Here is a 25941-nt window from a genome sequence, read left to right on the forward strand (position 1 = left end):
TATAAAACGATAGACTCATAACAAGATCCTATTACAAATCCATCAACACTGCTTTTATTATAATGTGATATTTATTATAATACAATATGGCAGGAAAATTTTAACCAAGTGAAATGTCCTAAGGGGAACCGGGAAAAGCCTTTATAAGGCAATATCGGAAGGGGTAATCAGCATGTCTAAAAAAATTCACGAATTCAATGATATCATTCGAAAACTTCGCAAAGAATTGTTCGGAAAAGGGCCTGAGAGAATTCATACTGTATTTGTAGAAAACATGGCAGTTTCAACACTGTACGGAAATCTGAGTGCAAGCGAGCAGTTTATCGCCCGCACGCCTGAAGGAAGAGAGATGGTGCATGCGGCCCGGACAAGCTTGATTCAAGACCTTTATTCCAAACAAACGCCGGAAGGAATGGAGGAACTCATGGGAGCTAAGCTAGTCCATTTGTTTTCTGATATTAAAATTGAGGAAAACATCGCTGTATCTGTATTTGTTTTTGACCGAAAAATAGATGAGCAAAAAGAAGTTCTGCAAAGCTAGTATATTTGTCATTGACACAAATTTGTCACATTTGATATGATGTTGCTACAGTTATAGAAGGCTAAAGCAATGGAATGTATGCACGAACTGTATATATTCTCTTTCAATATCTTCATACTGCTTGATATTGTTGTATGGGTATGCATACAAGTTAGGCAGCATTCAAACGCCTGGTTTGACACAGGTTATTTGAGTGCTGCCTTTTTTATTGCCTTTCTTGCATAACTGTGAGTAAAGAAGAAGTAATGGAGGCGTTTTATTATGGCTTTTCGAAAACCGGATGAAATAGCGGAAGCAGCAATTGAAGCAGGGATGAAAAAAATAAAGCTCCCGTTGCCGTCACTGCTTGCGCTGGGGTTTTTAGGCGGTGCATTTATTGCGCTTGGGTATTTGCTTGATATCAGGGTAATCGGCGATCTTCCGAAAGAATGGGGGAGCCTGTCCAGTTTGATTGGTGCAGCAGTATTTCCCGTCGGTCTGATCCTTGTCGTTCTCGCTGGCGCTGAACTGATCACAGGCAATATGATGTCAGTTGCGATGGCGTTATTTTCGAGAAAAATATCAGTAAAAGAGTTAGCGATTAACTGGGGAATCGTCACAATTATGAACTTAATCGGCGCATTGTTTGTTGCGTACTTTTTCGGGCATTTGGTTGGATTGACTGAAACAGGTCCTTATTTAGAAAAAACGATTGCCGTTGCCCAAGGAAAGCTTGATATGAGCTTTGGCAAGGTTCTCATTTCCGCCATCGGCTGTAACTGGCTTGTATGTCTTGCAGTGTGGCTTTCTTTCGGCGCCCAAGACGCAGCAGGAAAAATCCTTGGCATCTGGTTCCCAACCATGGCTTTTGTGGCTATCGGATTTCAGCACGTTGTCGCCAACATGTTTGTGATTCCTGCTGCCATTTTTGCAGGCTCATTCACGTGGGGGCAGTTCATCGGAAACATCATTCCGGCTTTTATCGGTAATGTCATCGGCGGAGCTGTATTTGTCGGTCTCATTTATTTTATTGCATATCATAAGAAAGACCGCTCCAGAAAAGAAATGAAGCAGGTGTCATGACCAACGGGCAAATCCATTCGATGATTTGCACAATTTCCGTCCATTTTTAGAAAAAGATGTTTACAAAATGGAATTTGGTGGATATACTTACAAAGTAAGAAAAAAGCAAAGGAGGCTGAACCAAAATGACAATGAGACAACGACGTCAACCTGTACGTGATACACATGTAAAAGTTCATAGTTTATTCAGCCTGTGGAAGAGTTCGTGTCCTTCCTTAACCGATGCTTATCGCACGCATTAAATTCGGAATAGTCGGACATACGCAACTCCCCGCAGGCAGTAGAGGCATTGGTGTCTTCTTTTGTCTGCGGTTTTTATTTGCCCGCAGCAGAAGAGTGTGCCGCGGGTTATTTCGCTTGTGCGGACTTTGAAAGGGGGTGAGTGATATGACGATTAACCTATTCTTTTTAACGTTAACGATTAAAAAACGGTTTAAAAGCCTGGAAGAATTCGAACGAGAACAGCAGATTGAGCAGATTTATGATGAAATGAAAGAGTCTCAGTTAAAGCATCTTTATTTAACAAACTGGCGTTAAAAGCAACGAAAAAAACTGAAGGGGGAATGGCATATGCTTAGAATGGAACTATTGATGCATTATACTATGGAGAAGGACCAAGTTTAGCGAAACAGCTGTCAAGAAAATGCCTGCCTGCATACAATAAATCAACGTTACTGTGAGGCAGGTGATGGCATGATGAACGATTATCAAAAAAGACTGCCGTCGATTGGCCATGGTTATGCGTCCATGCCGCATTCCTTCAAACATGGTTATGGAAATCCATTCCGACAGCAGAGGCTGATGGCAATGCAGCAGCAAAGGCTGTATGTATTCCCTTATCATTGGCATTAGAGAGAGGGCAGAAAACATTTTGTTTTCTGCTTTTTTGCGGAAAAAAATGAAAAAGTTTAGTTCTATTGAAACATTTTTCAATACATTGCCGTCTAGTTGGTACCTTCCTTCACTTTTAGAATGAAGATGATGTTTATTTTTTGAATATAATAAATAAACATAGGAAACCAAAAGCAGGTGTTTAAAATGCTAGAAAATAGACTCTATAAACGATCGGATTTTTGGAAATTATTTTCTCGGAAATATAAGCTAACCAAAACAATTGAGCATATGATGATTGACTCTATAGATATACAAGAAAATGACAGAATTTTAGAAATTGGAATTGGAAACGGCACTGTCTTTAAAAGCATAACCAAGAAACTAAAAAAGGGAAGCCTAAAAAGCATTGATCCTTCAAAACGAAAGGTAAGACAGATATCACGTGCGAATCGAAAGAACATGGGGAACGGGGAGGTTTTTCATGGCTATCCAGAGGACATTCCCTTTGATGACCGTACCTTTAATAAAGTCTTTTCTTTACATACGGTTCAAAGCTGCACCAATATTAGGCTTGCATTAAGAGAAATTTACAGGGTGCTTCAAATTGACGGCCGGTTTTATATCAGTATTGACACAAATACCGGTGAAAAAAAGAAAACGTATATTCAACTGCTGAAAGACCAGCATTTCAGGGATCTTTCTGTTATCAGGCGTGATTCCTGTCTATGTATTATGGCTGTTAAATAAAAAATTTCTCGGGAAATATATCCAAGATCCTCGCATTAGGATTTGGGTATATTTTCTTAATTTTTTATTTTTTGCATATACTTTATATTAAAAAAAGTTTTTTTCATATAAACTTATAACAGAAGAAAGAACAAAGAGGTGATATCAGATAGGGCAGATATTATTTATGAATAAAAGGAATGAATATTCATTCCGCAAACGAATCGGAGGTTGTAGATTACATGTTATCCGCATCCAGCAGTAAATACGACATGATTATGAAAGCGTCAGTCTCACTTTTTACGGAAAGGGGTTTTGACGCTACCACTATTCCTATGATAGCTGAACGTGCTCATGTAGGGACAGGAACGATCTATCGTTATTTTGACAGCAAAGAAACACTCGTTAACGTACTGTTTCAAGAAAGCATCCAGCGATTTACGGAAAAACTGAAGCAAGACGTTTCAGAATTGCCTGTCAGAGAAGGCTTTCACCACGTATTTTGCTGTCTCGTTCAGTTTACGAAAGAGAGCGACTATGCGCTTTTTTTTCTTGAAACAAAAAAAGATGCTCATTACTTAAATCATACAAGCAAAAAAATGATAGAAAATCTGACTCAAATGCTTGATGACTATTTTAATAAGGGAAAAGCGGAAGGCGTGATTCGCAGCCTGCCCTCTAATGTGTTAATTGCGATTGTATTAGGGGCGTTTCTCAAGATATATCAGCTCGTTCAAACAGGTGATATAGAGATGGACACTGATTTAATTACTGAATTGGAACAATGCTGCTGGGACGCCATTAAGCTTCATTCATCACAAAAATAGGAAAGGGAGATGTTAATGAAACAGGCAAGCGCAATACCTCAGCCCAAAACATACGGACCTTTAAAAAATCTTCCGCATCTGGAAAAAGAACAGCTTTCTCAATCCTTATGGCGGATAGCTGATGAATTGGGGCCGATTTTCCGTTTTGATTTTCCGGGAGTATCCAGTGTTTTTGTCTCGGGCCACAATTTTGTGGCTGAAGTATGTGATGAAAGCCGCTTTGACAAGAACCTTGGCAAAGGCTTGCAAAAGGTGCGCGAATTCGGGGGAGATGGCTTATTTACAAGTTGGACGCACGAACCGAACTGGCAAAAAGCCCACCGCATTTTGCTGCCGAGTTTTAGTCAAAAAGCGATGAAAGGCTACCATTCTATGATGCTGGATATCGCAACCCAGCTGATTCAAAAATGGAGCCGGTTAAACCCTAATGAAGAAATTGATGTAGCAGACGATATGACACGTCTGACGCTTGATACGATTGGGTTATGCGGGTTTAACTATCGATTCAACAGCTTTTACCGTGATTCACAGCATCCGTTTATCACCAGTATGCTCCGTGCCTTAAAAGAGGCGATGAATCAATCAAAAAGACTGGGCCTGCAAGATAAGATGATGGTGAAAACGAAGCTGCAGTTTCAAAAGGATATAGAAGTCATGAACTCCCTGGTTGATAGAATGATAGCGGAGCGAAAGGCGAATCCGGATGATAACATCAAGGATCTCTTGTCTCTCATGCTTTATGCCAAAGATCCAGTAACCGGTGAAACGCTGGATGATGAAAACATAAGGTATCAAATCATCACATTTTTAATTGCTGGACATGAGACAACAAGCGGTTTGCTTTCCTTTGCGATTTATTGTCTGCTTACACATCCGGAAAAACTGAAAAAAGCTTAGGAGGAAGCGGATCGCGTGTTAACGGATGACACGCCTGAATATAAACAAATCCAGCAGCTCAAATACACTCGGATGGTTTTAAATGAAACCCTCAGACTGTATCCAACAGCTCCGGCTTTTTCTCTATATGCGAAGGAGGATACTGTTCTAGGCGGGGAATATCCGATCAGCAAAGGGCAGCCAGTCACTGTTTTAATTCCAAAACTGCACCGGGACCAAAACGCTTGGGGGCCGGATGCGGAAGATTTCCGTCCGGAACGGTTTGAGGATCCTTCAAGTATCCCTCACCATGCGTATAAGCCGTTTGGAAACGGACAGCGCGCTTGTATTGGCATGCAGTTTGCTCTTCAAGAAGCGACAATGGTTCTCGGTCTTGTATTAAAGCATTTTGAATTGATTAACCATACTGGCTACGAACTAAAAATCAAAGAAGCATTAACGATCAAGCCGGATGATTTTAAAATTACTGTGAAACCGCGGAAAACAGCGGCAATCAATGTACAGAGAAAAGAACAGGCAGAAATCAAAGCAGAAACAAAGCCAAAAGAAACCAAACCTAAACACGGCACACCTTTACTCGTTCTTTACGGTTCAAACCTTGGGACAGCTGAGGGAATAGCCGATGAATTGGCTTCTCAAGGCCGCCAGATGGGCTTTACAGCTGAAACGGCTCCGCTTGATGATTATATCGGCAAGCTCCCTGAAGAAGGGGCAGTCGTCATTGTAACGGCTTCTTATAATGGGTCGCCGCCTGATAATGCTGCCGGCTTTGTAGAGTGGCTGAAAGAGCTTGAGGAAGGCCAATTGAAAGGTGTTTCCTATGCGGTATTCGGCTGCGGGAACCGGAGCTGGGCCAGCACGTATCAGCGGATTCCCCGCCTGATTGATGACATGATGAAAGCAAAGGGGGCATCGCGTTTAACAGAGATTGGGGAAGGTGACGCCGCCGATGATTTTGAAAGCCATCGCGAGTCTTGGGAAAACCGCTTCTGGAAGGAAACGATGGACGCATTTGATATTAACGAAATAGCCCAGAAAGAAGACAGGCCTTCATTATCGATTGCTTTTCTCAGTGAAGCGACGGAAACGCCGGTTGCTAAAGCATATGGCGCGTTTGAAGGGGTTGTGTTAGAGAATCGAGAACTCCAGACAGCTGACAGCACGCGTTCAACCTGCCATATTGAATTGGAAATTCCGGCTGGTAAAACATATAAAGAAGGCGATCATATCGGAATCCTGCCGAAGAACAGCAGGGAGCTTGTTCAGCGGGTTCTCAGCCGATTCGGTTTGCAGTCCAATCATGTGATAAAAGTAAGCGGAAGCGCTCATATGGCTCATCTGCCGATGGATCGGCCGATCAAAGTTGCGGATTTATTGTCGTCCTATGTAGAGCTGCAGGAACCGGCATCAAGGCTTCAGCTTCGGGAGCTGGCCTCTTATACAGTTTGTCCGCCGCATCAAAAAGAGCTGGAACAGCTCGTTTCAGATGATGGCATTTACAAAGAGCAGGTACTTGCAAAACGTCTTACCATGCTTGATTTTTTAGAGGATTATCCTGCTTGCGAAATGCCGTTTGAACGGTTTTTAGCACTTTTGCCATCACTAAAACCGAGATACTATTCCATTTCAAGCTCACCGAAAGTTCATGCAAATATCGTGAGCATGACGGTAGGAGTTGTGAAAGCCTCAGCATGGAGCGGCCGAGGTGAATACCGGGGTGTCGCCTCTAATTATTTAGCAGAGTTGAATACAGGTGATGCAGCAGCCTGCTTCATTCGTACGCCGCAGTCCGGATTCCAGATGCCGGATGAGCCTGAAACGCCTATGATTATGGTCGGGCCGGGCACAGGAATTGCGCCATTCAGGGGCTTTATTCAGGCAAGATCGGTTTTGAAGAAGGAAGGAAGCACCCTTGGTGAAGCACTTTTATACTTCGGCTGCCGCCGCCCGGACCATGACGACCTTTACAGAGAAGAGCTGGATCAAGCGGAACAGGAAGGTTTGGTCACAATCCGCCGATGCTACTCGCGCGTCAAAAACGAACCAAAAGAATATGTCCAGCACTTGCTCAAGCAAGATACGCAGAAATTGATGACACTCATTGAAAAAGGGGCTCATATTTACGTATGCGGTGATGGATCACAAATGGCTCCTGATGTAGAGAAGACTTTGCGATTGGCGTATGAAGCTGAAAAAGGAGCAAGTCAGGAAGAATCAGCTGAATGGCTGCAAAAGCTGCAAGATCAAAGACGTTATGTGAAAGACGTTTGGACAGGAATGTAAAATATAAAATCCCGCCAATCTGATTGGCGGGATTGCTTTGCATATGAGAAAACCGGCACGATAATGAAATCTACTGAAAAGGATGTTATAGGGAGTATCGCGCCGGCCTTATTATTCATATCGGCATGCAGAGGCAAAAGTTTAGTTCTTTTTGCCTTATTTTTAAAAATGAATAGTCTAAAAGTCTTGTTTTTGATTTTCAACTCAGGCTTTTGGCATTTTGTTCTTGCTTATTCCTTAAGATCAGTCATCTGTTGAAGATTGATGCTTGAATTGCTGTTCCACATGCTTACGGTAATGAAAGTCATGAATCAGCCGAATGGTCGGCCTAATTAACAGCAGCAAACTTCCGATCGCAAACAGCCATATCCCTGCCGACATTAATCGGTCATAAAAAAAGAAAAAGCTCCCGACGAGAAACAAAGCACCAATGATAAAATCGTTTACTGTATAAAGAATCTTATATCGTTTTTTGAAAAAAAGTTCATATCGTTTCAGCTCTTTTTGGAAGTCATGTTCTTCATTTACTGTCACCATCATCCCTCCATTCTATTTTGGCTTACCCTTACGTAAACGGAATGTAAACATAAGGGCAGCCTTGCTGAAAGGAGACATAATCAACGATCAGAAACTAAAGTGAAAAAGTGATCCGCATAGAATCTCTTTTTTACGATTTCATCGCCTGAACAATAAGAGCAGTCAAAGTTTTTGCCCCTTTAGGAACCAAGTGAACACCATCAGGGGTAAAATATTCCGGATGCTGAAGAGCTTCTGTATGCCAGTCAACTAACGTAACATTTTGATGTGCGTGGGCCTGTTGCTGCAAAGATTCATTTACCTTGCTTTCCCATTGGCGGGGAACCCGTGTATTGACAAGATAGATATGGGCTTTTGAGAAAGATTGAAGCAGTTGTTCGATTTGGCTGTTTGTAAAGTAGCCATTGGTTCCAAGCTCAATGATGACAGCCTTGTTCGGCTGATTAAAAGACTTGTACTCCCTTGCGAGTTCCAAAGCTTGAGACATTTGTCTTCCTACCTTTCCATCAATCGTCACATGTGAAAGTGACTGACGCAGGTGTGAAGAAATATCAAGCATGACGGAATCTCCTATAGCTAACACCTCTTTCGCAGTATCTGCGGGTTCTTTCGTCTGTTGAGATTGCGTGTCTTTCTTTTTATGAGTCTCTTGCCCACTATCTTTGTTTTCCTTTTGACCCTGAATGGAATCTGTTGTTTTTTGTTCAGGATTGTGTTTTTTATCTGCTGCAGCGTTCTTTTTATCCCCAGAAGCCTGGCTGGTGTCAGCATTTGTTTCTTGTGAGCTATAGGTCCATTTAGTAGGATGCTTTTGCTCTCCGGCTAGCCCTGACAGCCCGCCTGCAAAAATAAGTATAGCGAAAATAATGAAACCAATTGACATTTTGCTGATGACAGATGTCGTTTTCCATTCCTTGATTCTATGTATCAAAACACGGCGGAAAAATGGCCTAAATCCCTGTGTCCGTACCGGCTTCTCAATAAAAAGATAGGAAAGCTCGGCAAGTATACATGTCACAATGACCTTTAGCACGATATGCCAAAAAACAGGGTTTCCGATTTCTTGAACTGGCGTGCTTAACACAATAACAGGGTAGTGCCAAAGATAAATTCCGTAAGACCTCGCTCCAAGCCACCGAAGCGGCCTCCATGAAAGCAGATTGCCTAAAAAGCTGCTCGGATGGCAAACACATGCAATAAGGATTGCGGCAGTTACGCTAATGAATAGCATTCCGCCTCTGTAAAGAAAAGGCTCGTATTCATCTGTGAAATAGACACACAACACTAAAATACAAAATGCCGAAAATTCAGTCGCGTGCAAAGTGTGCTTCAGTTTGCTAGGCAGCCTGTTGGAAGACAGCCTTTTCATCGGCCATACCAACCAAAGCCAAGGCACATCCGATGAGAAGTCCAAACGAACGAGTGTCTGTGCCATAGTAAACGCGGCTCGGATCTCCGCCAGTTTCATACAGTACGCTCATCATTACGGCTGAACAAAGCGCAAGCAATGATATCACCGCAGCCAATCTGGCGCGGCTTTTCATTATGTACATTCCAACAACTAAAAACATCGGCCATATGATATAAAATTGTTCTTCAATCGCCAGCGACCAAAGGTTTTTTAGAGGTGATGGGGAACCGAAACTATCAAAATGATAGCTTGTGAAAAATAAACCACCAATTGCTCATATAAAAGAGAGAAGAGATCGCATCTCCACGTACAGTGTGTAATAGTTCTCGATCAAACAATACGACCCACACAACAGTGGAAAAGATCATAAGGTAAGCCGCCGGCAGAAGCCGCCGAATGCGGCGCACCCAAAAATCCCGAAAATCAAGATTGATATCATTTCCATATGCCGGTAATAGAATAGATGTAATCAAATATCCGGATAAAACAAAAAAGATATCAACTCCGATAAAACCACCGTTAGCCCAATTGAAATTTAGGTGATAAGCGATAACTGACAGGACGGCAAAAGCGCGAAGGCCTTCAAGTCCAGGGATGTATCGATGATGCTGTGTCTTGTGATACATGGGTATTCCTCCAATAGTATGCAAATATTCTCGTTGTTTTTGATAGCGAGGTTACGACCTCGAATAGAGAAGAGAGAAAACATCCATAATCTTTAGATGGATGTTTTTATTTTATCGAATATAACGTTCTCCCACGAGCAAGTTTGAAATGACGCTTGTTGGAATTGTAAACTCGGTAACGCCCATATAGCCGGGGGCGACTTCATATTCGTCAAATGAGATCACAAGTTTATGGTCTTCAGTAATGTAAAACGTCTGATCAGGAAGAATCGTTTTGAACGGTTCTGCATCTTCGTCAGTGAGCCAATATATTTTATTTGGATCTTCCTTCATTTGCTGTTTCATTTGCTCTCTAATATTTTGACTGATGACTTTAATATAGCGCTCATCTTTGAATAAGCTTTTTAATGTAAGTAAAATATCATTCTTTTTGTCAATTGTAATATAACGGCTTTGTGTGTAGGAAGATGCTTGTGTTTTTTCAATATTGCGCCGGATAGAGAGTAAATCTGGCGTGTCTGTGACCGTCTCGTAATCACTGTAGATGCTGAGATGCCCTTTTTTGTTTTTGGATGTGGACTGTATAAACTCTTTATACAGCTGCTGGCTTTCTTTCAAGTATTTTTGGTTAATGCTGTTTTCCAGCTCTTTATTAGAAAGCCCGGACAAAGCAGGTGTTTTGACATCAATGCTTGATTGGTCTTTTTCCTCTTTGATTTCAATAAAGGTGATCGCTTTGACGATTTTGCCGATGACAGGGATCCTTGACATAGCCTGAGCAGCGTCAGGGTTGATATTAACAAGCGCAGTGAATAAAATAGCTGCAGCGATTGCTGCTGATGTCGGCCACATGACGATTCTTTTCTTTTTTGGTTCTTGCTGAAGGGCTTTTTCAACAATGATATCCAATTCTTTAGGAATCGGAACATTTTTATATTCTTCTCTTAATTGCTGTAATCTCTTATCCATTAAGAAAGATCCTCCTTCGTCAGCTGAATGCGCATCAGCTTCAATGCTCTGTATAGGCGCGTTTTGACGGTATTCGTGTTTTCTCCTGTAATTTCCGCAATTTCTTCTAATTTGAGGTCTTCAAAAAAACGTAAAATAATAATGGTTTTATAGCGGTACGGCAATTCGTCAAGCGCTTCATAGAGATCAGTATCCTTGTAATGGTCTTCCTTTCCTTTGCTTAAAAATTCTATCGTTTCGTCGTCCATCACTCTTATCTTTTTTTGTTTGCGCAAAAAATCAATGGCTGTCCGCACTAAAATTTTATAAAACCAGCTTTTTATCGTCTCAGGGTTCCTGACCGTTTCAACTGAGCTCAGCGCTTTTTTTATCGATTCCTGAACAATATCTAATGCGTCATCTTGATTTTTCACATAACTGAAAGCCAACCTGTAGAAATCTTGCTTATGGTCAGTTATGCATGTGACAAGCAACGCTTTTGTTGTTTGTTTTTTCTTCATTGCAATAAAGGGCTCCTTTTTGAATATACGTATATCGTAGGCTGTTACCTAGGATAGACGCGGCAGGCTGAAAAATAGTTTGCGCAGAATCACATTTTTTTAAAAGAGAGAAGTAAATCAGCATGGGGGGTTTATGCATAAAAAAACAAGGCTTGTTTTGTACAAGCCTTGTTTTGGTTAAGCGATGCGAATATTATTCCAAATAATGTTTTTTGAAATCTGAATGGATAGAAAATTTACGGCGCAACTGGATGAGATTTTTCCCGAAGCTCTCTTCTAAAAGCTCTCTATGCTTTTTCAGAATTTCCATGAGGTACAGATCATGAATGATCACTTCAGTAATAGGCATGACTAAACCTACATGCATCGTCCATGCAGCACGGCTGTCGTTGCCAAGTGAGACAATGCCCGCTACGACTTCTGAATCATCTCCGCTATAGACAAGCCACCGTCCGTCATACTCTTCTGTAATTTCACTGCTCATATCATGAAGGTAAACATTGGCAAAATCAGATACGATGTCTCCGTACGCAATAATGGTGACAATAACGCCTTGTTCTGCCGCCTGTTTGAGCTCTGCTTCTATCTCCTCAAAATCCTCTTTCCATATTTCTAAGAGGATTCTTTTTTTGGCAGATAAAATACAAGCCTTCACCTTTTCAAGAATTTCACTGCGGCCGGTGATATTCCAGATGTTTTCCCGGTCATTAGCAGTCTGCTCGAACTTTTCAAAATATTTCTCAGCCTGATCAAAATGCTCTTCCGCTTTGAGCCGGCGGTTTTTAATCAGTTCTTTTGCGGGGACAGGAACATACTGAGGCGTATTTCCATGACTGACAAAAACATCTCCCCTTAACACAAGGCTTTCCAAGACTTCATAAATTTTAGAACGGGGAACTCCGGATTTTTTGGCAACGGCATAGCCTGTTAAAGGTGATTCTTGCAATAATGCCAAATACGCTTTCGATTCATATTCTGTAAAATTGAGGTTTTTTAAAATGTCTAACATATTTTCTTTCATATATCCTCCAATATAAAGAGCAATCGCTGCCTTAGTAATCGCTATTTTAACAAACCATATTGATTTATTCCAAACACATTGATACACTTTTTATAAGTAGTTACTTTTGTAGTCACTATATGATTAAGGGGATTTTTTAAAGGGGGAGAGAACAATGCACAGCTTACTCGCATACATACCGATCGCTGCCATGATGGTTATCATACCGGGGGCAGATACGATGCTTGTGATGAAAAATACGCTTAGGTATGGCCCGAAAGCCGGCCGTTATAACATTCTCGGATTGGCAACAGGACTTTCCTTTTGGACGGTGATTGCCATTTTAGGATTATCAGTGGTGATCGCAAAGTCAGTGATTCTTTTCACAACGATCAAATATTTGGGAGCGGCATACTTAATTTATTTAGGTGTAAAAAGTTTTTTTGCTAAAAGTATGTTTTCGTTAGATGACATGCAATCCCAAGCAAAAAATATGGCAAGTTCTCCGAAACGTTATTATAAAACTTCCTTTATGCAAGGATCACTCAGTAACATTCTCAATCCTAAAACTGTTTTGGTGTATGTTACAATCATGCCCCAATTTATCAATTTGAACGGAAATATAAACCAGCAGCTCATTATTTTAGCTTCAATCCTAACCTTATTAGCGGTGTTGTGGTTCCTGTTTCTTGTTTATATTATTGATTACGCAAAAAAATGGATGAAAAACTCGAAGTTCCAGAAAGTGTTTCAAAAAATTACCGGAATAATATTAGTAGGTTTCGGCATCAAAACTGGTTTGAGTTAACACTTAAATGAAGTGAATGAAATTTGCAACCAAAGTTTAATTTAGTGTTTGACCCATAAAAAAGACAAGGGAGTGAGTATCCCTTGTCTTTTTTTTATTTCATCTTATGTCCTCTGCGGGTTTGTACCTTATACAAAATAATCAATAAAACAAACCAGACCGGGGTGACAAACAAAGCAATACGTGTATCATCCGCGAGTGCCAATATGACAAGAATGAACGCGAGAAATGCAAGTGTTAAATAGTTGGATAATGGGTAAAAAGGCATTTTAAATTTGTTTGCTTTCGCTTCATGCTGCCTTGTTTTTCGATATTTCAAATGGCAAATCACCGTGATGCCCCAAATAAAAATGAAGCATATTGTAGAAACACTTGTAATCAGTGTGAAGACTTGCTCGGGCATTAAATAATTCAGACTAACGCCAATCAGAATGGCGATGGATGAAAAGAACAGCGCATTGCTTGGCACGTTAGAAGAAGTTAATTTCTTTAATAGTCCAGGTGCGTGATGATCCTTTGCAAGTGAATAGACCATTCGGCTTGTGCTGAATAAAGCGCTATTTGCAGCTGATGCGGCTGATGTTAATACAACAAAATTGATCAAACTGGCAGCCACAACGATGCCTACTGCAGAGAAGACCTGAACAAATGGGCTTTCATTTGGATTCAACACATTCCAAGGATAGATACACATAATCACGAAAAGTGCGCCAACATAAAAAAGTAAAATCCGGACAGGAATTTGATTGATGGCTTTAGGGATCACTTTTTGGGGATTTTCTGTTTCACCTGCTGTCAGTCCAACAAGTTCAATACCCACGAAAGCGAAGACGACCATTTGGAACGATAGGATAAACCCATGCCATCCATTTGGGAACATGCCGCCGTGGCTCCAAAGGTTGTTGAGGCTGGCAGGGCCGGAAGCTGCGGAAAAACCTTTCGCAATCAGGAGAATACCAGTTACGATCAGAGCCAGTATGGCAATGACTTTGATCAATGCAAACCAAAATTCTAATTCTCCGAAAAGTTTAACGGTGGCAAGGTTCATGATCAGCAGGATAATAAGCGCAAGAAGACCCGGCAGCCATTGAGGCACATCGGGAAGCCAATATTGCGTATAAATGCCGACCGCCGTTAAATCAGCCATCGCGAGGGAAATCCAACAGAACCAGTAGGTCCACCCAGTGATAAATGCTGCCATGTTTCCTAAATAGTCCCTTACAAAATCAACAAAAGAGTGGTATCCCGCATTTGATAAGAGCAGTTCTCCGAGCGAACGCATAATGAAAAAGCAAAATACGCCGGTGATCAAGTAAGCAAATAAAATGGATGGTCCTGCAAAGTGGATGGATTTACCTGAACCTAAAAATAAACCTGTACCGATTGCACCTCCAATCGCCATTAATTGTATATGCCTGTTTTTAAGGCCTCTAGACAATTTCTGTTGCTGGCCAAAATTGTCTTTGCTAGAATTGCCTATCAATTTTATTTTCCTCCAGTAATAAAAAGATGAGTAAAGTTTTATCGGATATTATAACATTTAAAAGAATAGATACTTTTATTTTTAAATTTTAAAACTATTTTAAGTGCTGTTACATGTCTTCTGGCTCTATTTTTCACTCGTGATTCTACCTGAATAGCAGAGTAAAACAGGAAAGTCATTTGGACAATCTGACAGGCTAGTTTTAATCGGTAACGATTTGTATAATTGCATACCCACTATGTTTGAGACCTGCAGGGGGGATCAAATCGAGAGAATCGGAGATAAAGTTTTTAAGCTTACAGATTTCTTAACCTTCAAAGTGGATTGCAAAAATGACGAAGTTTTGCAAATTGTAATACTGTGGCGGTCACATAGAGTGTCCGCCTTTTTTGTTGTGAACGAACTTAAGGGGTTGTATTTAGGCAATTCGTCCTGATCTATAAGATTCATTTTTTGTCATTGATCATTTTGACATCATTACATTCCCCAAGAATGATAAACTGTTTACTGATTATTACTTTTGAAGGGGACTGGCCCTCCAGAACTGAGCATCTATCATACTAATATGAGATGCAAATGATTCAACATGTAAACATATACGCATAAAAGCCAGTTTTGTCAATCTGCTATAGAGACCTTTTTAAACGTGTATCAGCAGATAATCTCAACGCGGACTATAAAGTTTCGAAATATTCTTGTTAATGGCTTATCTAATAAGGACAAAGGATGATAGACGTGAGAAGAATAGATAAAATATACCATCAGCTCAAGCATAATTTTCATGATTCAACCTTAGATCATCTTTTAAAAATACAAGGGAATTCAGCAAAGGAGATTGCCGAGCAGCTGAAAATGGAGCGGTCCAATGTCAGCTTTGAATTGAACAATCTCGTCCGGTCCAAAAAGGTCATCAAAATTAAAACGTTTCCTGTAAGATACATCCCAGTCGAGATAGCAGAAAAATTATTCAACAAGAAATGGGATACAGAGATGATGGAAGTGAAAGACCTTCAGGCGTTTTCCGGAAATTCAAAGCAAAATCATCAACACATTTCCACGAATCCCCTAGAGCTTATGATAGGGGCAAAAGGGAGTTTGAAGAAAGCGATCTCCCAGGCAAAAGCAGCTGTCTTTTATCCGCCGACCGGTCTGCATATGCTCCTCCTAGGGCCGACTGGTTCCGGTAAATCCCTTTTTGCGAACCGAATTTACCAGTTTGCCATTTACTCTGACATATTGAAGGCCGGCGCACCATTTATTACATTTAACTGTGCAGACTACTACAACAATCCTCAATTATTGCTTTCTCAATTATTCGGACACAAAAAAGGTTCATTTACAGGTGCTGCCGAGGATAAGGCGGGTTTAGTCGAACAGGCCAATGGGGGCATTCTTTTTATGGATGAAATCCACCGTCTCCCTCCCGAGGGACAAGAAATGCTGTTTTATTTTATTGACAGCGGTTCTTATAACAGGCTTGGAGAATCTGAACATAAACGAACATCGAACGTATTGTTTATTTGTGCGACTACAGAAAATCCGAGTTCTGCACTATTGAAAACGTTTTTGCGAAGAATCCCAATGACCATACATATTCCTTCGCTTGAAGAACGATCACTTAAAGAAAGAGTGGATCTGACGACGTTTTTATTAGGGAAAGAAGCAGAGCGAATTAAGAAGAATCTGAGTGTGCATATCGATGTCTATAATGCGCTTATTCACTCTGCGAAATTTGGGAATGTCGGACAGCTGAAATCAAATGTCCAGTTAGTTTGCGCACACGGATTTTTGCATAACCTTGACAGAAATGAAGTTATTGAACTGACTGTTCGCGATCTGCCTGATGAAATCAAGCAAGAATGGATGTCCAGCAGCAAAAACATGCAAAGAAGCAAAGCCATTTCTGAATATGTCAATATTACAACGATTATCTCTCCGATTGTAGAAGATGAAACAACAAAAATTGACGAAGACCTCTCATTTAACTTATATCATTTGATTGAGGAAAAAGTGAAAACGCTTATGAAAGAAGGTTTATCCAAAAAGGATATTAACCAGTACATCTTGACTGATGTCCATTTGCATGTCAGAAGTTTTTTTCATCATCAAGCTTTTCAAAAAGACAACCTGCTGACATTCGTTGAAGATGATGTGATTCAAATGACAAAACAGTTAAAAGAAATAGCTGAACATGAGCTGGATTGCACATTTGACCGTAAGTTTATTTATTTCTTGAGTATGCATATTGACGCATTTTTAAAGCGAGGAAAGCAAATTGATGTTTTGAATACACAGGAGACAGATGAAATTCGTGATACCCATGTGAAAGAATATCGGGTGGCGATGATTTTTAAAGATAAAATTCAGGAATATTTTAAAGTGGCTATTCCTGAAATAGAAGTCATCTACTTAACGATGTTAATTCATTCCATCAAATCGTTAAAGGAGAACAAAAGAGTCGGTATTATCGTGGCTGCTCATGGAAACAGCACGGCGAGTTCAATGGTTGAAGTCGCGACAGAACTGCTGGGGAGTACGCCGATTGCAGCAGTTGACATGCCGCTTACTGTTTCACCTTCGGACATTCTTGAATGCGTAGCAGAAAAAATGAAACAGGTTGATGAAGGCGAAGGTGTTTTAATGCTGGTAGATATGGGGTCGCTTGCAATGCTGGAAAGCAGGCTGGAGGAAAAGACAGGCATCTCTATTAAAACGATCAGCAATGTTACGACTTCAATGGTGCTGGATGCTGTCAGAAAGGTCAACTATTTGAATTTAAATTTGCATGCGATCTATCAATCGGTCACGAAGGATTTTATCGAGTTGTGGGAGCGTCAGCCAGCGGCACCCGGCAAAAAGAAGGCATTGGTATCCATCTGCACCACGGGGAGCGGGACGGCCAAAAAGCTGGAAGACATTCTAACCACGATCGTAAACAAGGCCTCCGATACACCGATTCACATATTGACCGTATCATCGATTAAGCTGGCCAACAGCATAAAAGAAATCGAAAAAGAGTATGAAATCCTTGCGACAGTCGGAACGAAAGACCCTAAAATCAATGCTCCGCATGTATCTTTAGAAGTGTTAATTGAAGGGGAGGGAGAGAAGCTGATTCAACAGGCGATTACAAAAGGAAGCATCCCCTTGAGCAATGGATTGAACGAAGCAAATATGATTGTCAGGGAGCTTTGCGAGGATAGCCTGAAAAAATACCTTGTCTTCTTGAATCCCCATCATGTGATCGAAATGTTATTGGAGTGGCTGCAAACCGTTCAAGATGAGCTGGGGGTCATTTTCAATAATGCGGTTTTGATCAAAGTCATTATGCACACGGCTTTCGCCTTTGAAAGGGTAATTAAGCAAAATCCGATCGCTTTCTCAGAGGAAGAAGAGATCAATGATCAGCTGAAGGAAATGGTGTACGTGACAGAGCGAACATTAGCCCCTTATGAAGAAAAGCTCGGACTTCGCATAAGTGATGATGAAAAATTATTTATAGCCGCCATATTTGCTGAAGAAGTGCATGGCCAGCTGTTTTAAAAACAGTTTTTTCATATGAACCTGTATTAAATGGAACACCATTTTAATACAGGTTTATTTTTTTCGTTTTAAGTGTTTCAACAACAAATTGCGATTGGCTGAAATAACAATGAAAACGCTTAACACAACTGTGTTGGCACGATCCTTGCATTATATATGGATGTACAAAACAGGAAAGGAGCAATAGATATGATTTCAGTTATTATCAGCGGTCATGGAGATTTTCCCATAGCATTAAAAGAATCTTCAGGGATGATATTCGGTGAAGAAAATAACCTGATTGCAGTGCCGTTTTTTAAAGGGGAAGGAATACAAACGCTGCAAGAAAAATATCATCAGGCGCTCAAGGATATCCCGGAAGAACATGAAGTGCTTTTTTTAGTCGATATTTTTGGAGGGACGCCATATAACGCGGCAGCTTCCTTTATTGCTGAGGATCAAAGAATGGATATGGCAGCCGGCGTAAACCTGCCGATTCTGCTGGAGGTATTAAGCCAGAGAGAACATCTGGCTCTCAAAGATTTGCTGAACAACTTAAAAGCAATGAGTCAGCAAAGCTTTCAAGTGTGCAGTGAACATTTAGAAAAAGTAAAAACAGCCAATCAAGATACAAGAGAGGATGAATTATGATGAACATTGTGTTAGCAAGAATCGATGACCGCTTTATTCACGGCCAAATCCTGACAAGGTGGATAAAAGTCCATGCAGCCGACCGAATCATCGTTGTCTCCGACGATATTGCTCAGGACGAAATGAGAAAAACGCTGATCCTTTCTGTTGCGCCTTCAAATGTAAAGGCGAGTGCCGTCTCGGTTTCTAAAATGGCAAAAGCATTTCATAGTCCGCGCTACGAAGGCGTAACAGCAATGCTCTTGTTTGAAAATCCGTCCGATATTGTATCTCTTATAGAAGCAGGTGTACCGATCAAAACCGTAAACGTCGGGGGAATGCGTTTTGAAAATCACCGCAGGCAAATCACAAAATCAGTCAGTGTCACAGAACAAGATATAAAGGCATTTGAAACATTAAGTGACAAGGGCGTGAAACTGGAATTGAGGCAGCTGCCTTCAGATGCCAGTGAGGATTTTGTACAGATTTTACGGAACGTAACAAAATAATCAAGGGGATGAGAATATGTCTTCATTACAAATTATTTTGTTGTTAATCATTGCAGCAATCACCGGAATCGCAAGTGTATTGGATGAAGGGCAGACACACCGTCCGCTTGTGGCCTGTACGTTAGTTGGCTTGGTGCTCGGGGACTTAAAAACGGGAATTATTCTTGGAGGCACACTGGAGCTGATGGCGCTCGGCTGGATGAACGTCGGGCTTGCCATGGCACCTGATACAGCGATCGCCTCTGTCATCTCAACCATTTTAGTTATTACCGCTGATCAGGGAATTGGCGAAGGGATTGCTGTCGCTGTTGCTTTAGCAGCTGCGGGTCAGGCGCTGACGATTTTTGTTCGGACGATCACTGTCTTTTTCATCCACCGCGCTGATCAATATGCAAAAGCGGGAAATATAAGAGGAATTGAAATTATGCATATTACCGCGATGGTGTTTCAAGCTTTGCGCGTCATGATTCCTACATTGATTGTTGCTTTAATTAGTGTCAGCGCTGTTCAGGCGTTCCTGGGAAATATTCCTGATGTCATTACAAAAGGACTGCAAATAGGCGGAGGCATTATTGTGGTTGTCGGGTATGCCATGGTGATCAATATGATGAATATTCCTTATTTAAAGCCATTTTTCTATATTGGTTTCTTATTAGCGGCGTTTACCGATTTTAACTTAGTGGGATTTGGAGCCCTTGGTCTCTGTCTGGCGCTTTTATACCAGCAGGTGATGCAAAAACAAAGCGCTCACGGAGCAGTCGCGGCCGCATCAGACAGTGGCAGTGTTGCTGTTTATGATGACGATGATGATGATCTTGATGCCTAAACGATGAGGGGGGAAGAAAAAATGGAGAAAGAAAAACGATTAACGAAGAAAGAAATTTTCAGCATGTTTATTCGTTCAAATTTTTTACTCGGTTCCTTTAACTTCGAACGTGTGCAGGCAATGGGATATTGTTATGTCATGATACCGGCGATCAAAAAATTGTACGGTCCCGGAGCGAAAAGAAACGAAGCCTTGCAGCGGCATTTGGAATGGTTTAATACACATCCGTGGCTGACAGCGCCTATATTTGGCGTGACGGCAGCCATGGAAGAAGAAATGGCGAACAATAAAGGAATTGACGGAAAAGCGATAAGCGGAATGAAAATTGGTTTGATGGGACCAATAGCGGGCGTAGGCGACCCAATTTTCTGGGGAACGATTCGTCCTGTCTTAGCTGCGCTAGGAGCCTCCCTTGCTTTAGGAGGAAACATTGCCGGCCCTTTGCTATTCTTTTTCTTGCTGAATGCCATAAGATTAAGCACAAAATATTACGGATTAAAGTATGGCTATGTGAAAGGAATGGAGATTCTTCAGGATTTAGCGGGGAATCGCATTCAAAAGCTTACAGAGGGCGCTTCGATTCTCGGGTTATTTGTTATGGGGGCTCTCGTGTCCAAATGGACCACCATCAACATTCCAATCGTTGTATCCAGGATTAAGGATGAAAGCGGAAAAGTAGATGTTCAAACGGTACAAAACGTGCTAGACAGCATTATGCCGGGGGCGCTGCCTCTCGGATTAACGTTATTGGTGGCATGGATGCTTCGCAAAGGGGTGAATCCTCTTCTCATTATTTGCGGCATCTTTGTCATCGGGATTCTCGGGTATTGGGCTGGATTCTTAGCATAAGGTGTGTGAAGGAAAAAGAGAGAAACTGCAGCAGTCTTCTCATATATAAATCATTCGGATAACAGCGAAACAGAGGAGAATTGCCAGAAACGGACCAGCTTGCTTAGCAGTCTCTCTTTAAAGTGTTCAAACATGAAGAGAGGAGCGAAGGAACAAATGAAAAAGAGACTTATTCAAGTCATGATCATGTTCACCCTGCTGTTGACTATGGCATTTTCGGCAGATGCAGCCGATTCAAGCTACTATGATGAGGATTACCGTCCTCAATACCACTTCACACCAGAGGCAAACTGGATGAATGACCCAAACGGAATGGTATATTATGCCGGGGAATATCACTTGTTCTATCAATACCATCCATACGGGCTTCAGTGGGGGCCCATGCATTGGGGGCATGCCGTCAGCAAAGATTTGGTTACATGGGAACACCTTCCTGTTGCGCTGTATCCGGATGAAAAAGGCACGATCTTTTCTGGAAGCGCAGTTGTAGATAAAAATAACACAAGCGGTTTTCAAACAGGCAAAGAGAAGCCGCTTGTGGCCATTTATACACAGGATCAGGAAGGCCATCAAGTGCAAAGTATTGCCTATAGCAACGACAAAGGAAGAACATGGACGAAATACGCTGGCAACCCTGTCATTCCAAACCCGGGTAAAAAAGATTTTCGCGATCCAAAAGTCTTTTGGTATGAAAAAGAAAAAAAGTGGGTGATGGTGCTTGCGGCCGGTGACCGTATCCTCATTTATACATCAAAAAATCTGAAGCAGTGGACGTATGCAAGTGAATTTGGTCAGGATCAAGGAAGCCACGGAGGAGTATGGGAATGCCCGGATTTATTTGAGCTTCCGGTAGACGGCAATCCGAATCAAAAGAAATGGGTCATGCAGGTCAGTGTCGGAAACGGAGCGGTCTCGGGAGGATCAGGCATGCAATATTTTGTAGGGGACTTTGATGGAACTCATTTTAAAAATGAAAACCCGTCAGACAAAGTTCTCTGGACGGATTACGGCAGAGACTTTTATGCGGCTGTATCCTGGTCCGATATTCCATCAACAGACAGCCGCCGGCTATGGTTAGGGTGGATGAGCAATTGGCAATATGCGAATGATGTTCCGACATCCCCATGGAGAAGTGCAACGTCCATTCCAAGAGAGTTAAAATTGAAAGCGTTTACCGAAGGGGTTAGAGTGGTCCAAACACCAGTGAAAGAGCTGGAAACCATTCGCGGGACCTCTAAGAAGTGGAAGAATCTGACCATATCGCCTGCAAGTCATAATGTGTTAGCAGGGCAATCTGGAGATGCCTATGAAATAAATGCAGAATTTAAAGTAAGCCCTGGTTCAGCTGCTGAATTTGGTTTTAAGGTCCGAACAGGTGAAAATCAATTTACGAAGGTCGGCTATGACCGAAGGAACGCCAAATTGTTCGTTGACCGGAGCGAGTCGGGCAACAACACCTTTAATCCGGCCTTTAACACCGGAAAAGAAACAGCCCCATTGAAGCCGGTAAATGGGAAGGTTAAGATGCGCATTTTTGTTGACCGCTCTTCGGTTGAAGTATTTGGGAATGACGGAAAGCAGGTCATAACGGATATTATTCTCCCAGACCGATCAAGCAAAGGGCTTGAATTATATGCTGCAAATGGCGGTGTAAAGGTAAAATCTTTAACGATACACCCTTTGAAAAAGGTATGGGGAACGTCACCTTTTATGTCCAATTTGACCGGCTGGACGACTGTAAATGGCACGTGGGCCGACACAATTGAGGGGAAACAAGGGAGGTCGGACGGAGATTCCTTTATCTTGTCTTCAGCATCCGGGTCAGACTTCACTTATGAATCTGATATCACCATTAAGGATGGAAACGGAAGAGGGGCAGGAGCACTAATGTTTCGCTCTGACAAAGATGCCAAAAACGGTTACCTTGCCAATGTGGATGCGAAGCATGACCTAGTGAAATTCTTTAAATTTGAGAACGGTGCTGCTTCTGTCATTGCTGAATACAAAACACCGATAGACGTTAATAAAAAGTATCATCTGAAAACAGAGGCCGAGGGCGATCGCTTTAAAATCTATTTAGATGATCATCTTGTGATTGATGCACATGATTCCGCATTTTCAGAAGGCCAATTTGGCTTGAATGTGTGGGACGCGACTGCTGTCTTTCAGAATGTAACGAAGGAGTCTTAATTTTAAAAAAGGCACAGACCTGAACAGTCTGTGCCTTCTCGTTTTATTTTAACAAATTTAATGATTCGCGGTTAAATGCTTCCAAATCATCAGGTGTTCTGCTTGTGACAATGTTGTGGCTGACGACTACTTCTGCATCTTTGTAGTTTGCACCGGCATTGATTAAATCTTTGCGGATGCTGCGGTAGCCTGTGATATCTTTGCCTTTTAGAAGATCCGTATCAATCAGTACTTGCGGGCCGTGGCAAATTGCGAAAACAGGTTTTTTGTTTTCGACAAATGCTTTTGCGAATTCACCCGGACGGTCATCTGCACGAAGCAAATCCGGAGAGAATCCTCCAGGAATTAGAAGTGCATCAAAGTCACTTGCATCCACATCAGAGATGGCTTTGTCAATCTTTACTTTCTCGCCATGTTTACCGGTGACTTCTTTGCCGGCTTCCAAATCGATAGCCACAACACTGTAGCCAGCTTCTTCGTATGCTTTTACCGGACTTGTATATTCGATGTCTTCGAATTGGTCTGTAACAAGAACTGCAATTTTTTTGCTCATAAAAAACCCTCCTAATAACTCTCTATTCATAGAATAACAGGAAGATTGACCGGCCTTCAAAATATTTGCTTAACGAGATCGTTTTTCGTGAGTTTCATTATAAGCGGTTCAGCCCATATAAGGATTAACCTATTACAATGTGGAAATATCAATCACAAATCGATAGCGGACATCGCTTCGGAGGATACGTTCGTATGCTTCGTCCACTTGGTCAGCTCCGATGACTTCGATTTTAGGTTCGATGCCATGCTCAGCTGCGAAATCCAGCATCTCTTGAGTTTCTTGAATTCCGCCGACTAGAGAACCTGCAATGCTGCGGCGCCCCATGATTAGGGAAAACACACTGTATGTGTCCGGCTTGGCAGGAGCTCCAACGTTTACAAGTGTCCCGTCTATACGAAGCATTGATAAATAGGCATCTACATCGAGATTTGCCGATACCGTATTTAAGATCACGTCAAAACGCCCGGCCAATGCAGTGAATGTGGCTGGGTCACTTGTTGCAAAGTAATGATTTGCACCGAGTTCCAGAGCTTCCTCTTTCTTATTCATGGAACGGCTCAGGACGGTTACCTCTGCACCCATCGCATGTGCAAATTGAATCGCCAAATGTCCAAGGCCACCCACGCCTACAATCGCAACTTTTTTACCCGGGCCAACATTCCAGTGTTTCAGCGGAGAATATGTTGTGATACCTGCACACAACAGCGGACTGGCAACATCCATTTCCAAACGATCTGGGATTCGAACAACAAATCTGTCAGTGACAACGATTTTTTGGCTGTACCCGCCATAAGTGGGGTTTCCGTCGTAGTCTACTGAGTTATACGTTTGAACAACACCCTTCGTGCAGAACTGTTCCTCTCCGTTTAGACAGTATTCGCATTCTCCGCATGAGTCAACAAAACAGCCGACACCAACGCGGTCCCCGACAGCAAATTTGGTGACTTCTGCTCCAACGGCTGTTACGACACCGGCTATTTCATGTCCTGGCACCATTGGGAAGATGCCACCGCCCCATTCATCAAAAGCACTATGAATGTCTGAATGGCAAATACCGCTGAATTTAATATCGATTAAGACATCGTGCGGCCGTAATCCTCTTCGCTCAATCGTCGTTTGTTCAAATTTGGCTTTTGCATGTGACACGCTTAATACACGGGTTTGATGTTGATTACACATACGAACCTATCCTTTCTTCATCATAAGTGTTGTAAATAAAAACATGCACTTATTTATGTTTTATGGTGTCTTCAACATAACGATAAACCTTAAAGTCTGCTTTAAGGCAAGGGTTTTTTTTTAAAACCATTTAAAATGAACCTGATTTATAAGCTGAGAAACAGTCAGCAATTAATGCAGAAACTGTAATCATGCTGCGATCCCGGGATGAAAGTTCTTCTTCTCTTGCCCAAATGTCACCGAATAGAACATCATCATGAAGTTCAGCAAACTTTGGCGCAAATTCTCCTAATTGTTCTCTTCCGGCAGTGTGTTTATTTGCCATTCAACAATCCCTCCAACTACACTGTTTTTAGTGCATGGAGAAGTATAGAGTTTAAAGTGTGCTTTAAGGCAAGTCCCGAATATATAAACCCAGATTCAGCAGCTAACCACTTGTTTTGAGCTTGACTTAAAGTTAACTTTAAGTGTTACCTTCACAACATACAGGATAGAGAGGTGAAGATCATGAATATTGCTCAGGTGGCAAAGCAGTTTGGCCTGACAGCCGCAACACTCCGATATTACGAACGTGTAGGATTAATCCCGCCTGTAAAACGAAAAAACAGCGGCATTCGCGACTATGATGAAGAAGATATCAAATGGATTGAATTCATTAAATGCATGCGAAATGCGGGACTATCGATAGAAGCGCTAATTGAATATACAACATTATTTACCGAAGGTGACCGTACAGTAGAAGCTCGAAAAAATATCCTGGCTGACGAACGACAGCGGCTGATAGAGAAGCGGAAAGAAATTGATGAAACAATTAAAAGATTAGACACAAAAATTAAAGATTATGATGGGAAATTGCGCGAAAACGAGGCAAAACTCAAAAGCAGGCCTAAAACGGAAAGTCTTCACGGATCAGTGGAGCAAAGAAGGTAGCATTCTTTGCGTGTGAAGAGGGCAGGTCAAAAACGAAGGATTTTGTTTCTGGCCTGTTTTCTCCATCAAGAGATCGCATAAAAAGAGGTGGTTACGATTCCTTATTTGGATTGGAGAATTTGCAAACATTATCGGAGATCAGATGGAGAAAAGCGGTTAATCTATTTACGGTCATAGGACCCGAACAAACAGTGCTCATTTTGAAGCTGAGGAACAGTTGTGGCCAATCAATACTGTTCCTCAGCA

The 25941-nt window shown here is 41.7% G+C and carries 23 protein-coding genes and 2 pseudogenes; 15 read left to right on the forward strand and 10 right to left on the reverse strand.

Annotated elements, in window-relative coordinates; genetic code table 11:
- The first annotated feature begins 172 nt into the window (after positions 1 to 172).
- The 7 genes and pseudogenes from PUN35_RS01045 (at position 173) to cypB (ending at position 7170) form a co-directional block, all read left to right on the forward strand.
- On the forward strand, positions 173 to 541 hold the full coding sequence (locus PUN35_RS01045) for a Na-translocating system protein MpsC family protein (protein ID WP_003229814.1): 369 nt from the start codon (positions 173 to 175) through the stop codon (positions 539 to 541).
- A 261-nt stretch (positions 542 to 802) separates the two neighbouring features.
- A complete protein-coding gene (locus PUN35_RS01050) occupies positions 803 to 1603 on the forward strand; it encodes a formate/nitrite transporter family protein (protein ID WP_014480405.1) in 801 nt (266 codons plus the stop codon).
- Positions 1604 to 1990: 387 nt separating this feature from the next.
- Positions 1991 to 2140 (forward strand): YrzI family small protein, encoded by a 150-nt coding sequence (locus PUN35_RS01055; protein ID WP_004399102.1) that lies wholly within the window; start codon positions 1991 to 1993, stop codon positions 2138 to 2140.
- A gap of 156 nt (positions 2141 to 2296) precedes the next feature.
- Positions 2297 to 2455 (forward strand): hypothetical protein, encoded by a 159-nt coding sequence (locus tag PUN35_RS01060; protein WP_003229817.1) that lies wholly within the window; start codon positions 2297 to 2299, stop codon positions 2453 to 2455.
- A 186-nt stretch (positions 2456 to 2641) separates the two neighbouring features.
- Positions 2642 to 3184 carry a class I SAM-dependent methyltransferase gene (locus PUN35_RS01065; RefSeq protein WP_014480403.1) on the forward strand — a complete coding sequence of 181 codons (543 nt, stop codon included), beginning with the start codon at positions 2642 to 2644 and terminating at the stop codon, positions 3182 to 3184.
- Positions 3185 to 3405: 221 nt separating this feature from the next.
- The gene (gene fatR, locus PUN35_RS01070) at positions 3406 to 3990 is read left to right on the forward strand and encodes a transcriptional regulator FatR (RefSeq protein WP_021480200.1); all 585 of its coding nucleotides are present in this window, start codon (positions 3406 to 3408) and stop codon (positions 3988 to 3990) included.
- Between the two features lie 15 nt (positions 3991 to 4005).
- Positions 4006 to 7170: pseudogene (cypB, locus tag PUN35_RS01075) on the forward strand (bifunctional cytochrome P450/NADPH--P450 reductase CypB).
- A 243-nt stretch (positions 7171 to 7413) separates the two neighbouring features.
- Here cypB and PUN35_RS01080 read toward each other — a convergent pair.
- The 5 genes and pseudogenes from PUN35_RS01080 to PUN35_RS01100 all read right to left on the reverse strand — a co-directional run bounded on the left by PUN35_RS01080 (position 7414) and on the right by PUN35_RS01100 (position 12234).
- Positions 7414 to 7704: a YrhK family protein gene (locus PUN35_RS01080; protein WP_087614863.1), complete on the reverse strand. Its 291-nt coding sequence runs from the start codon at positions 7702 to 7704 to the stop codon at positions 7414 to 7416.
- A gap of 133 nt (positions 7705 to 7837) precedes the next feature.
- Positions 7838 to 9744, reverse strand: a pseudogene (oatA, locus tag PUN35_RS01085) (peptidoglycan O-acetyltransferase OatA).
- A 111-nt stretch (positions 9745 to 9855) separates the two neighbouring features.
- The gene (gene rsiV, locus PUN35_RS01090; protein WP_014480396.1) at positions 9856 to 10713 is read right to left on the reverse strand and encodes an anti-sigma-V factor RsiV; all 858 of its coding nucleotides are present in this window, start codon (positions 10711 to 10713) and stop codon (positions 9856 to 9858) included.
- Entirely contained in the window at positions 10713 to 11213 is a 501-nt protein-coding gene (sigV, locus tag PUN35_RS01095) for an RNA polymerase sigma factor SigV (protein ID WP_014480395.1), read from the reverse strand. Before sigV ends, rsiV begins: the two co-directional genes overlap by 1 nt.
- Before the next feature lie 193 nt (positions 11214 to 11406).
- Positions 11407 to 12234 carry a TrmB family transcriptional regulator gene (locus PUN35_RS01100; RefSeq protein WP_014480394.1) on the reverse strand — a complete coding sequence of 276 codons (828 nt, stop codon included), beginning with the start codon at positions 12232 to 12234 and terminating at the stop codon, positions 11407 to 11409.
- A 154-nt stretch (positions 12235 to 12388) separates the two neighbouring features.
- On the opposite strand from PUN35_RS01100, the gene PUN35_RS01105 reads away from it, so the two are divergent.
- Positions 12389 to 13021, forward strand: a complete 633-nt coding sequence (locus PUN35_RS01105; RefSeq protein ID WP_003229828.1) for a LysE family transporter — start codon at positions 12389 to 12391, stop codon at positions 13019 to 13021.
- 94 nt (positions 13022 to 13115) lie between these two features.
- Here the strand turns inward: PUN35_RS01105 and PUN35_RS01110 are convergent, their stop codons facing one another.
- A complete protein-coding gene (locus tag PUN35_RS01110) occupies positions 13116 to 14504 on the reverse strand; it encodes an amino acid permease (protein ID WP_033881345.1) in 1389 nt (462 codons plus the stop codon).
- A 38-nt stretch (positions 14505 to 14542) separates the two neighbouring features.
- Positions 14543 to 14683: a hypothetical protein gene (locus PUN35_RS01115; protein ID WP_121517033.1), complete on the reverse strand. Its 141-nt coding sequence runs from the start codon at positions 14681 to 14683 to the stop codon at positions 14543 to 14545.
- A 556-nt stretch (positions 14684 to 15239) separates the two neighbouring features.
- Here PUN35_RS01115 and levR point away from each other — a divergent pair.
- From levR to sacC, 6 genes are all read left to right on the forward strand, one after another.
- Positions 15240 to 18047, forward strand: coding sequence for a transcriptional regulator LevR (levR, locus tag PUN35_RS01120; protein WP_014480392.1), 2808 nt, complete (start codon positions 15240 to 15242; stop codon positions 18045 to 18047).
- A 189-nt stretch (positions 18048 to 18236) separates the two neighbouring features.
- Positions 18237 to 18677 carry a PTS fructose transporter subunit IIA gene (levD, locus tag PUN35_RS01125; protein ID WP_014480391.1) on the forward strand — a complete coding sequence of 147 codons (441 nt, stop codon included), beginning with the start codon at positions 18237 to 18239 and terminating at the stop codon, positions 18675 to 18677.
- Positions 18677 to 19165 (forward strand): PTS fructose transporter subunit IIB, encoded by a 489-nt coding sequence (gene levE, locus PUN35_RS01130; protein WP_004399158.1) that lies wholly within the window; start codon positions 18677 to 18679, stop codon positions 19163 to 19165. The genes levD and levE overlap by 1 nt, the downstream gene beginning before the upstream one ends.
- Positions 19166 to 19181: 16 nt before the next feature.
- On the forward strand, positions 19182 to 19991 hold the full coding sequence (gene levF, locus PUN35_RS01135; protein ID WP_014480390.1) for a PTS fructose transporter subunit IIC: 810 nt from the start codon (positions 19182 to 19184) through the stop codon (positions 19989 to 19991).
- Positions 19992 to 20012: 21 nt separating this feature from the next.
- Complete coding sequence (levG, locus tag PUN35_RS01140; protein ID WP_003229834.1) at positions 20013 to 20840, forward strand: PTS fructose transporter subunit IID; 828 nt, start codon at positions 20013 to 20015, stop codon at positions 20838 to 20840.
- A gap of 156 nt (positions 20841 to 20996) precedes the next feature.
- On the forward strand, positions 20997 to 23030 hold the full coding sequence (gene sacC / locus PUN35_RS01145; protein WP_033881349.1) for a levanase: 2034 nt from the start codon (positions 20997 to 20999) through the stop codon (positions 23028 to 23030).
- Positions 23031 to 23073: 43 nt separating this feature from the next.
- On the opposite strand, the gene yraA is transcribed toward sacC, so the two are convergent.
- The 3 genes from yraA to PUN35_RS01160 form a co-directional block, all read right to left on the reverse strand.
- Complete coding sequence (gene yraA / locus PUN35_RS01150) at positions 23074 to 23583, reverse strand: cysteine protease YraA (protein ID WP_003229836.1); 510 nt, start codon at positions 23581 to 23583, stop codon at positions 23074 to 23076.
- Between the two features lie 132 nt (positions 23584 to 23715).
- Positions 23716 to 24765 carry an NAD(P)-dependent alcohol dehydrogenase gene (gene adhA, locus PUN35_RS01155; protein ID WP_014480388.1) on the reverse strand — a complete coding sequence of 350 codons (1050 nt, stop codon included), beginning with the start codon at positions 24763 to 24765 and terminating at the stop codon, positions 23716 to 23718.
- A gap of 130 nt (positions 24766 to 24895) precedes the next feature.
- Positions 24896 to 25090: a carboxymuconolactone decarboxylase family protein gene (locus PUN35_RS01160; RefSeq protein ID WP_014480387.1), complete on the reverse strand. Its 195-nt coding sequence runs from the start codon at positions 25088 to 25090 to the stop codon at positions 24896 to 24898.
- A 182-nt stretch (positions 25091 to 25272) separates the two neighbouring features.
- Here PUN35_RS01160 and adhR point away from each other — a divergent pair, with 182 nt between their 5' ends.
- Positions 25273 to 25695: an aldehyde stress transcriptional regulator AdhR gene (adhR, locus tag PUN35_RS01165; protein ID WP_014480386.1), complete on the forward strand. Its 423-nt coding sequence runs from the start codon at positions 25273 to 25275 to the stop codon at positions 25693 to 25695.
- Positions 25696 to 25941: the final 246 nt, after the last annotated feature.

This window comes from Bacillus sp. N3378-2at, from assembly GCF_033412715.1.
In the GTDB taxonomy this organism is placed as follows: domain Bacteria; phylum Bacillota; class Bacilli; order Bacillales; family Bacillaceae; genus Bacillus; species Bacillus subtilis.

What these genes read in the sequence shown, in the direction of transcription:
- PUN35_RS01100 (WP_014480394.1), bottom strand. Translation starts at nt 12,234, where the DNA reads ATGAAAGAAAATATGTTAGACATTTTAAAAAACCTCAATTTTACAGAA.
- levE (WP_004399158.1), top strand. Translation starts at nt 18,677, where the DNA reads ATGAACATTGTGTTAGCAAGAATCGATGACCGCTTTATTCACGGCCAA.
- rsiV (WP_014480396.1), bottom strand. Translation starts at nt 10,713, where the DNA reads ATGGATAAGAGATTACAGCAATTAAGAGAAGAATATAAAAATGTTCCG.
- levF (WP_014480390.1), top strand. Translation starts at nt 19,182, where the DNA reads ATGTCTTCATTACAAATTATTTTGTTGTTAATCATTGCAGCAATCACC.
- levG (WP_003229834.1), top strand. Translation starts at nt 20,013, where the DNA reads ATGGAGAAAGAAAAACGATTAACGAAGAAAGAAATTTTCAGCATGTTT.
- levD (WP_014480391.1), top strand. Translation starts at nt 18,237, where the DNA reads ATGATTTCAGTTATTATCAGCGGTCATGGAGATTTTCCCATAGCATTA.
- adhR (WP_014480386.1), top strand. Translation starts at nt 25,273, where the DNA reads ATGAATATTGCTCAGGTGGCAAAGCAGTTTGGCCTGACAGCCGCAACA.
- adhA (WP_014480388.1), bottom strand. Translation starts at nt 24,765, where the DNA reads ATGTGTAATCAACATCAAACCCGTGTATTAAGCGTGTCACATGCAAAA.
- PUN35_RS01055 (WP_004399102.1), top strand. Translation starts at nt 1,991, where the DNA reads ATGACGATTAACCTATTCTTTTTAACGTTAACGATTAAAAAACGGTTT.
- PUN35_RS01050 (WP_014480405.1), top strand. Translation starts at nt 803, where the DNA reads ATGGCTTTTCGAAAACCGGATGAAATAGCGGAAGCAGCAATTGAAGCA.
- PUN35_RS01045 (WP_003229814.1), top strand. Translation starts at nt 173, where the DNA reads ATGTCTAAAAAAATTCACGAATTCAATGATATCATTCGAAAACTTCGC.
- sacC (WP_033881349.1), top strand. Translation starts at nt 20,997, where the DNA reads ATGAAAAAGAGACTTATTCAAGTCATGATCATGTTCACCCTGCTGTTG.
- sigV (WP_014480395.1), bottom strand. Translation starts at nt 11,213, where the DNA reads ATGAAGAAAAAACAAACAACAAAAGCGTTGCTTGTCACATGCATAACT.
- PUN35_RS01065 (WP_014480403.1), top strand. Translation starts at nt 2,642, where the DNA reads ATGCTAGAAAATAGACTCTATAAACGATCGGATTTTTGGAAATTATTT.
- PUN35_RS01160 (WP_014480387.1), bottom strand. Translation starts at nt 25,090, where the DNA reads ATGGCAAATAAACACACTGCCGGAAGAGAACAATTAGGAGAATTTGCG.
- PUN35_RS01115 (WP_121517033.1), bottom strand. Translation starts at nt 14,683, where the DNA reads ATGACTTTCCTGTTTTACTCTGCTATTCAGGTAGAATCACGAGTGAAA.
- PUN35_RS01105 (WP_003229828.1), top strand. Translation starts at nt 12,389, where the DNA reads ATGCACAGCTTACTCGCATACATACCGATCGCTGCCATGATGGTTATC.
- PUN35_RS01060 (WP_003229817.1), top strand. Translation starts at nt 2,297, where the DNA reads ATGATGAACGATTATCAAAAAAGACTGCCGTCGATTGGCCATGGTTAT.
- fatR (WP_021480200.1), top strand. Translation starts at nt 3,406, where the DNA reads ATGTTATCCGCATCCAGCAGTAAATACGACATGATTATGAAAGCGTCA.
- yraA (WP_003229836.1), bottom strand. Translation starts at nt 23,583, where the DNA reads ATGAGCAAAAAAATTGCAGTTCTTGTTACAGACCAATTCGAAGACATC.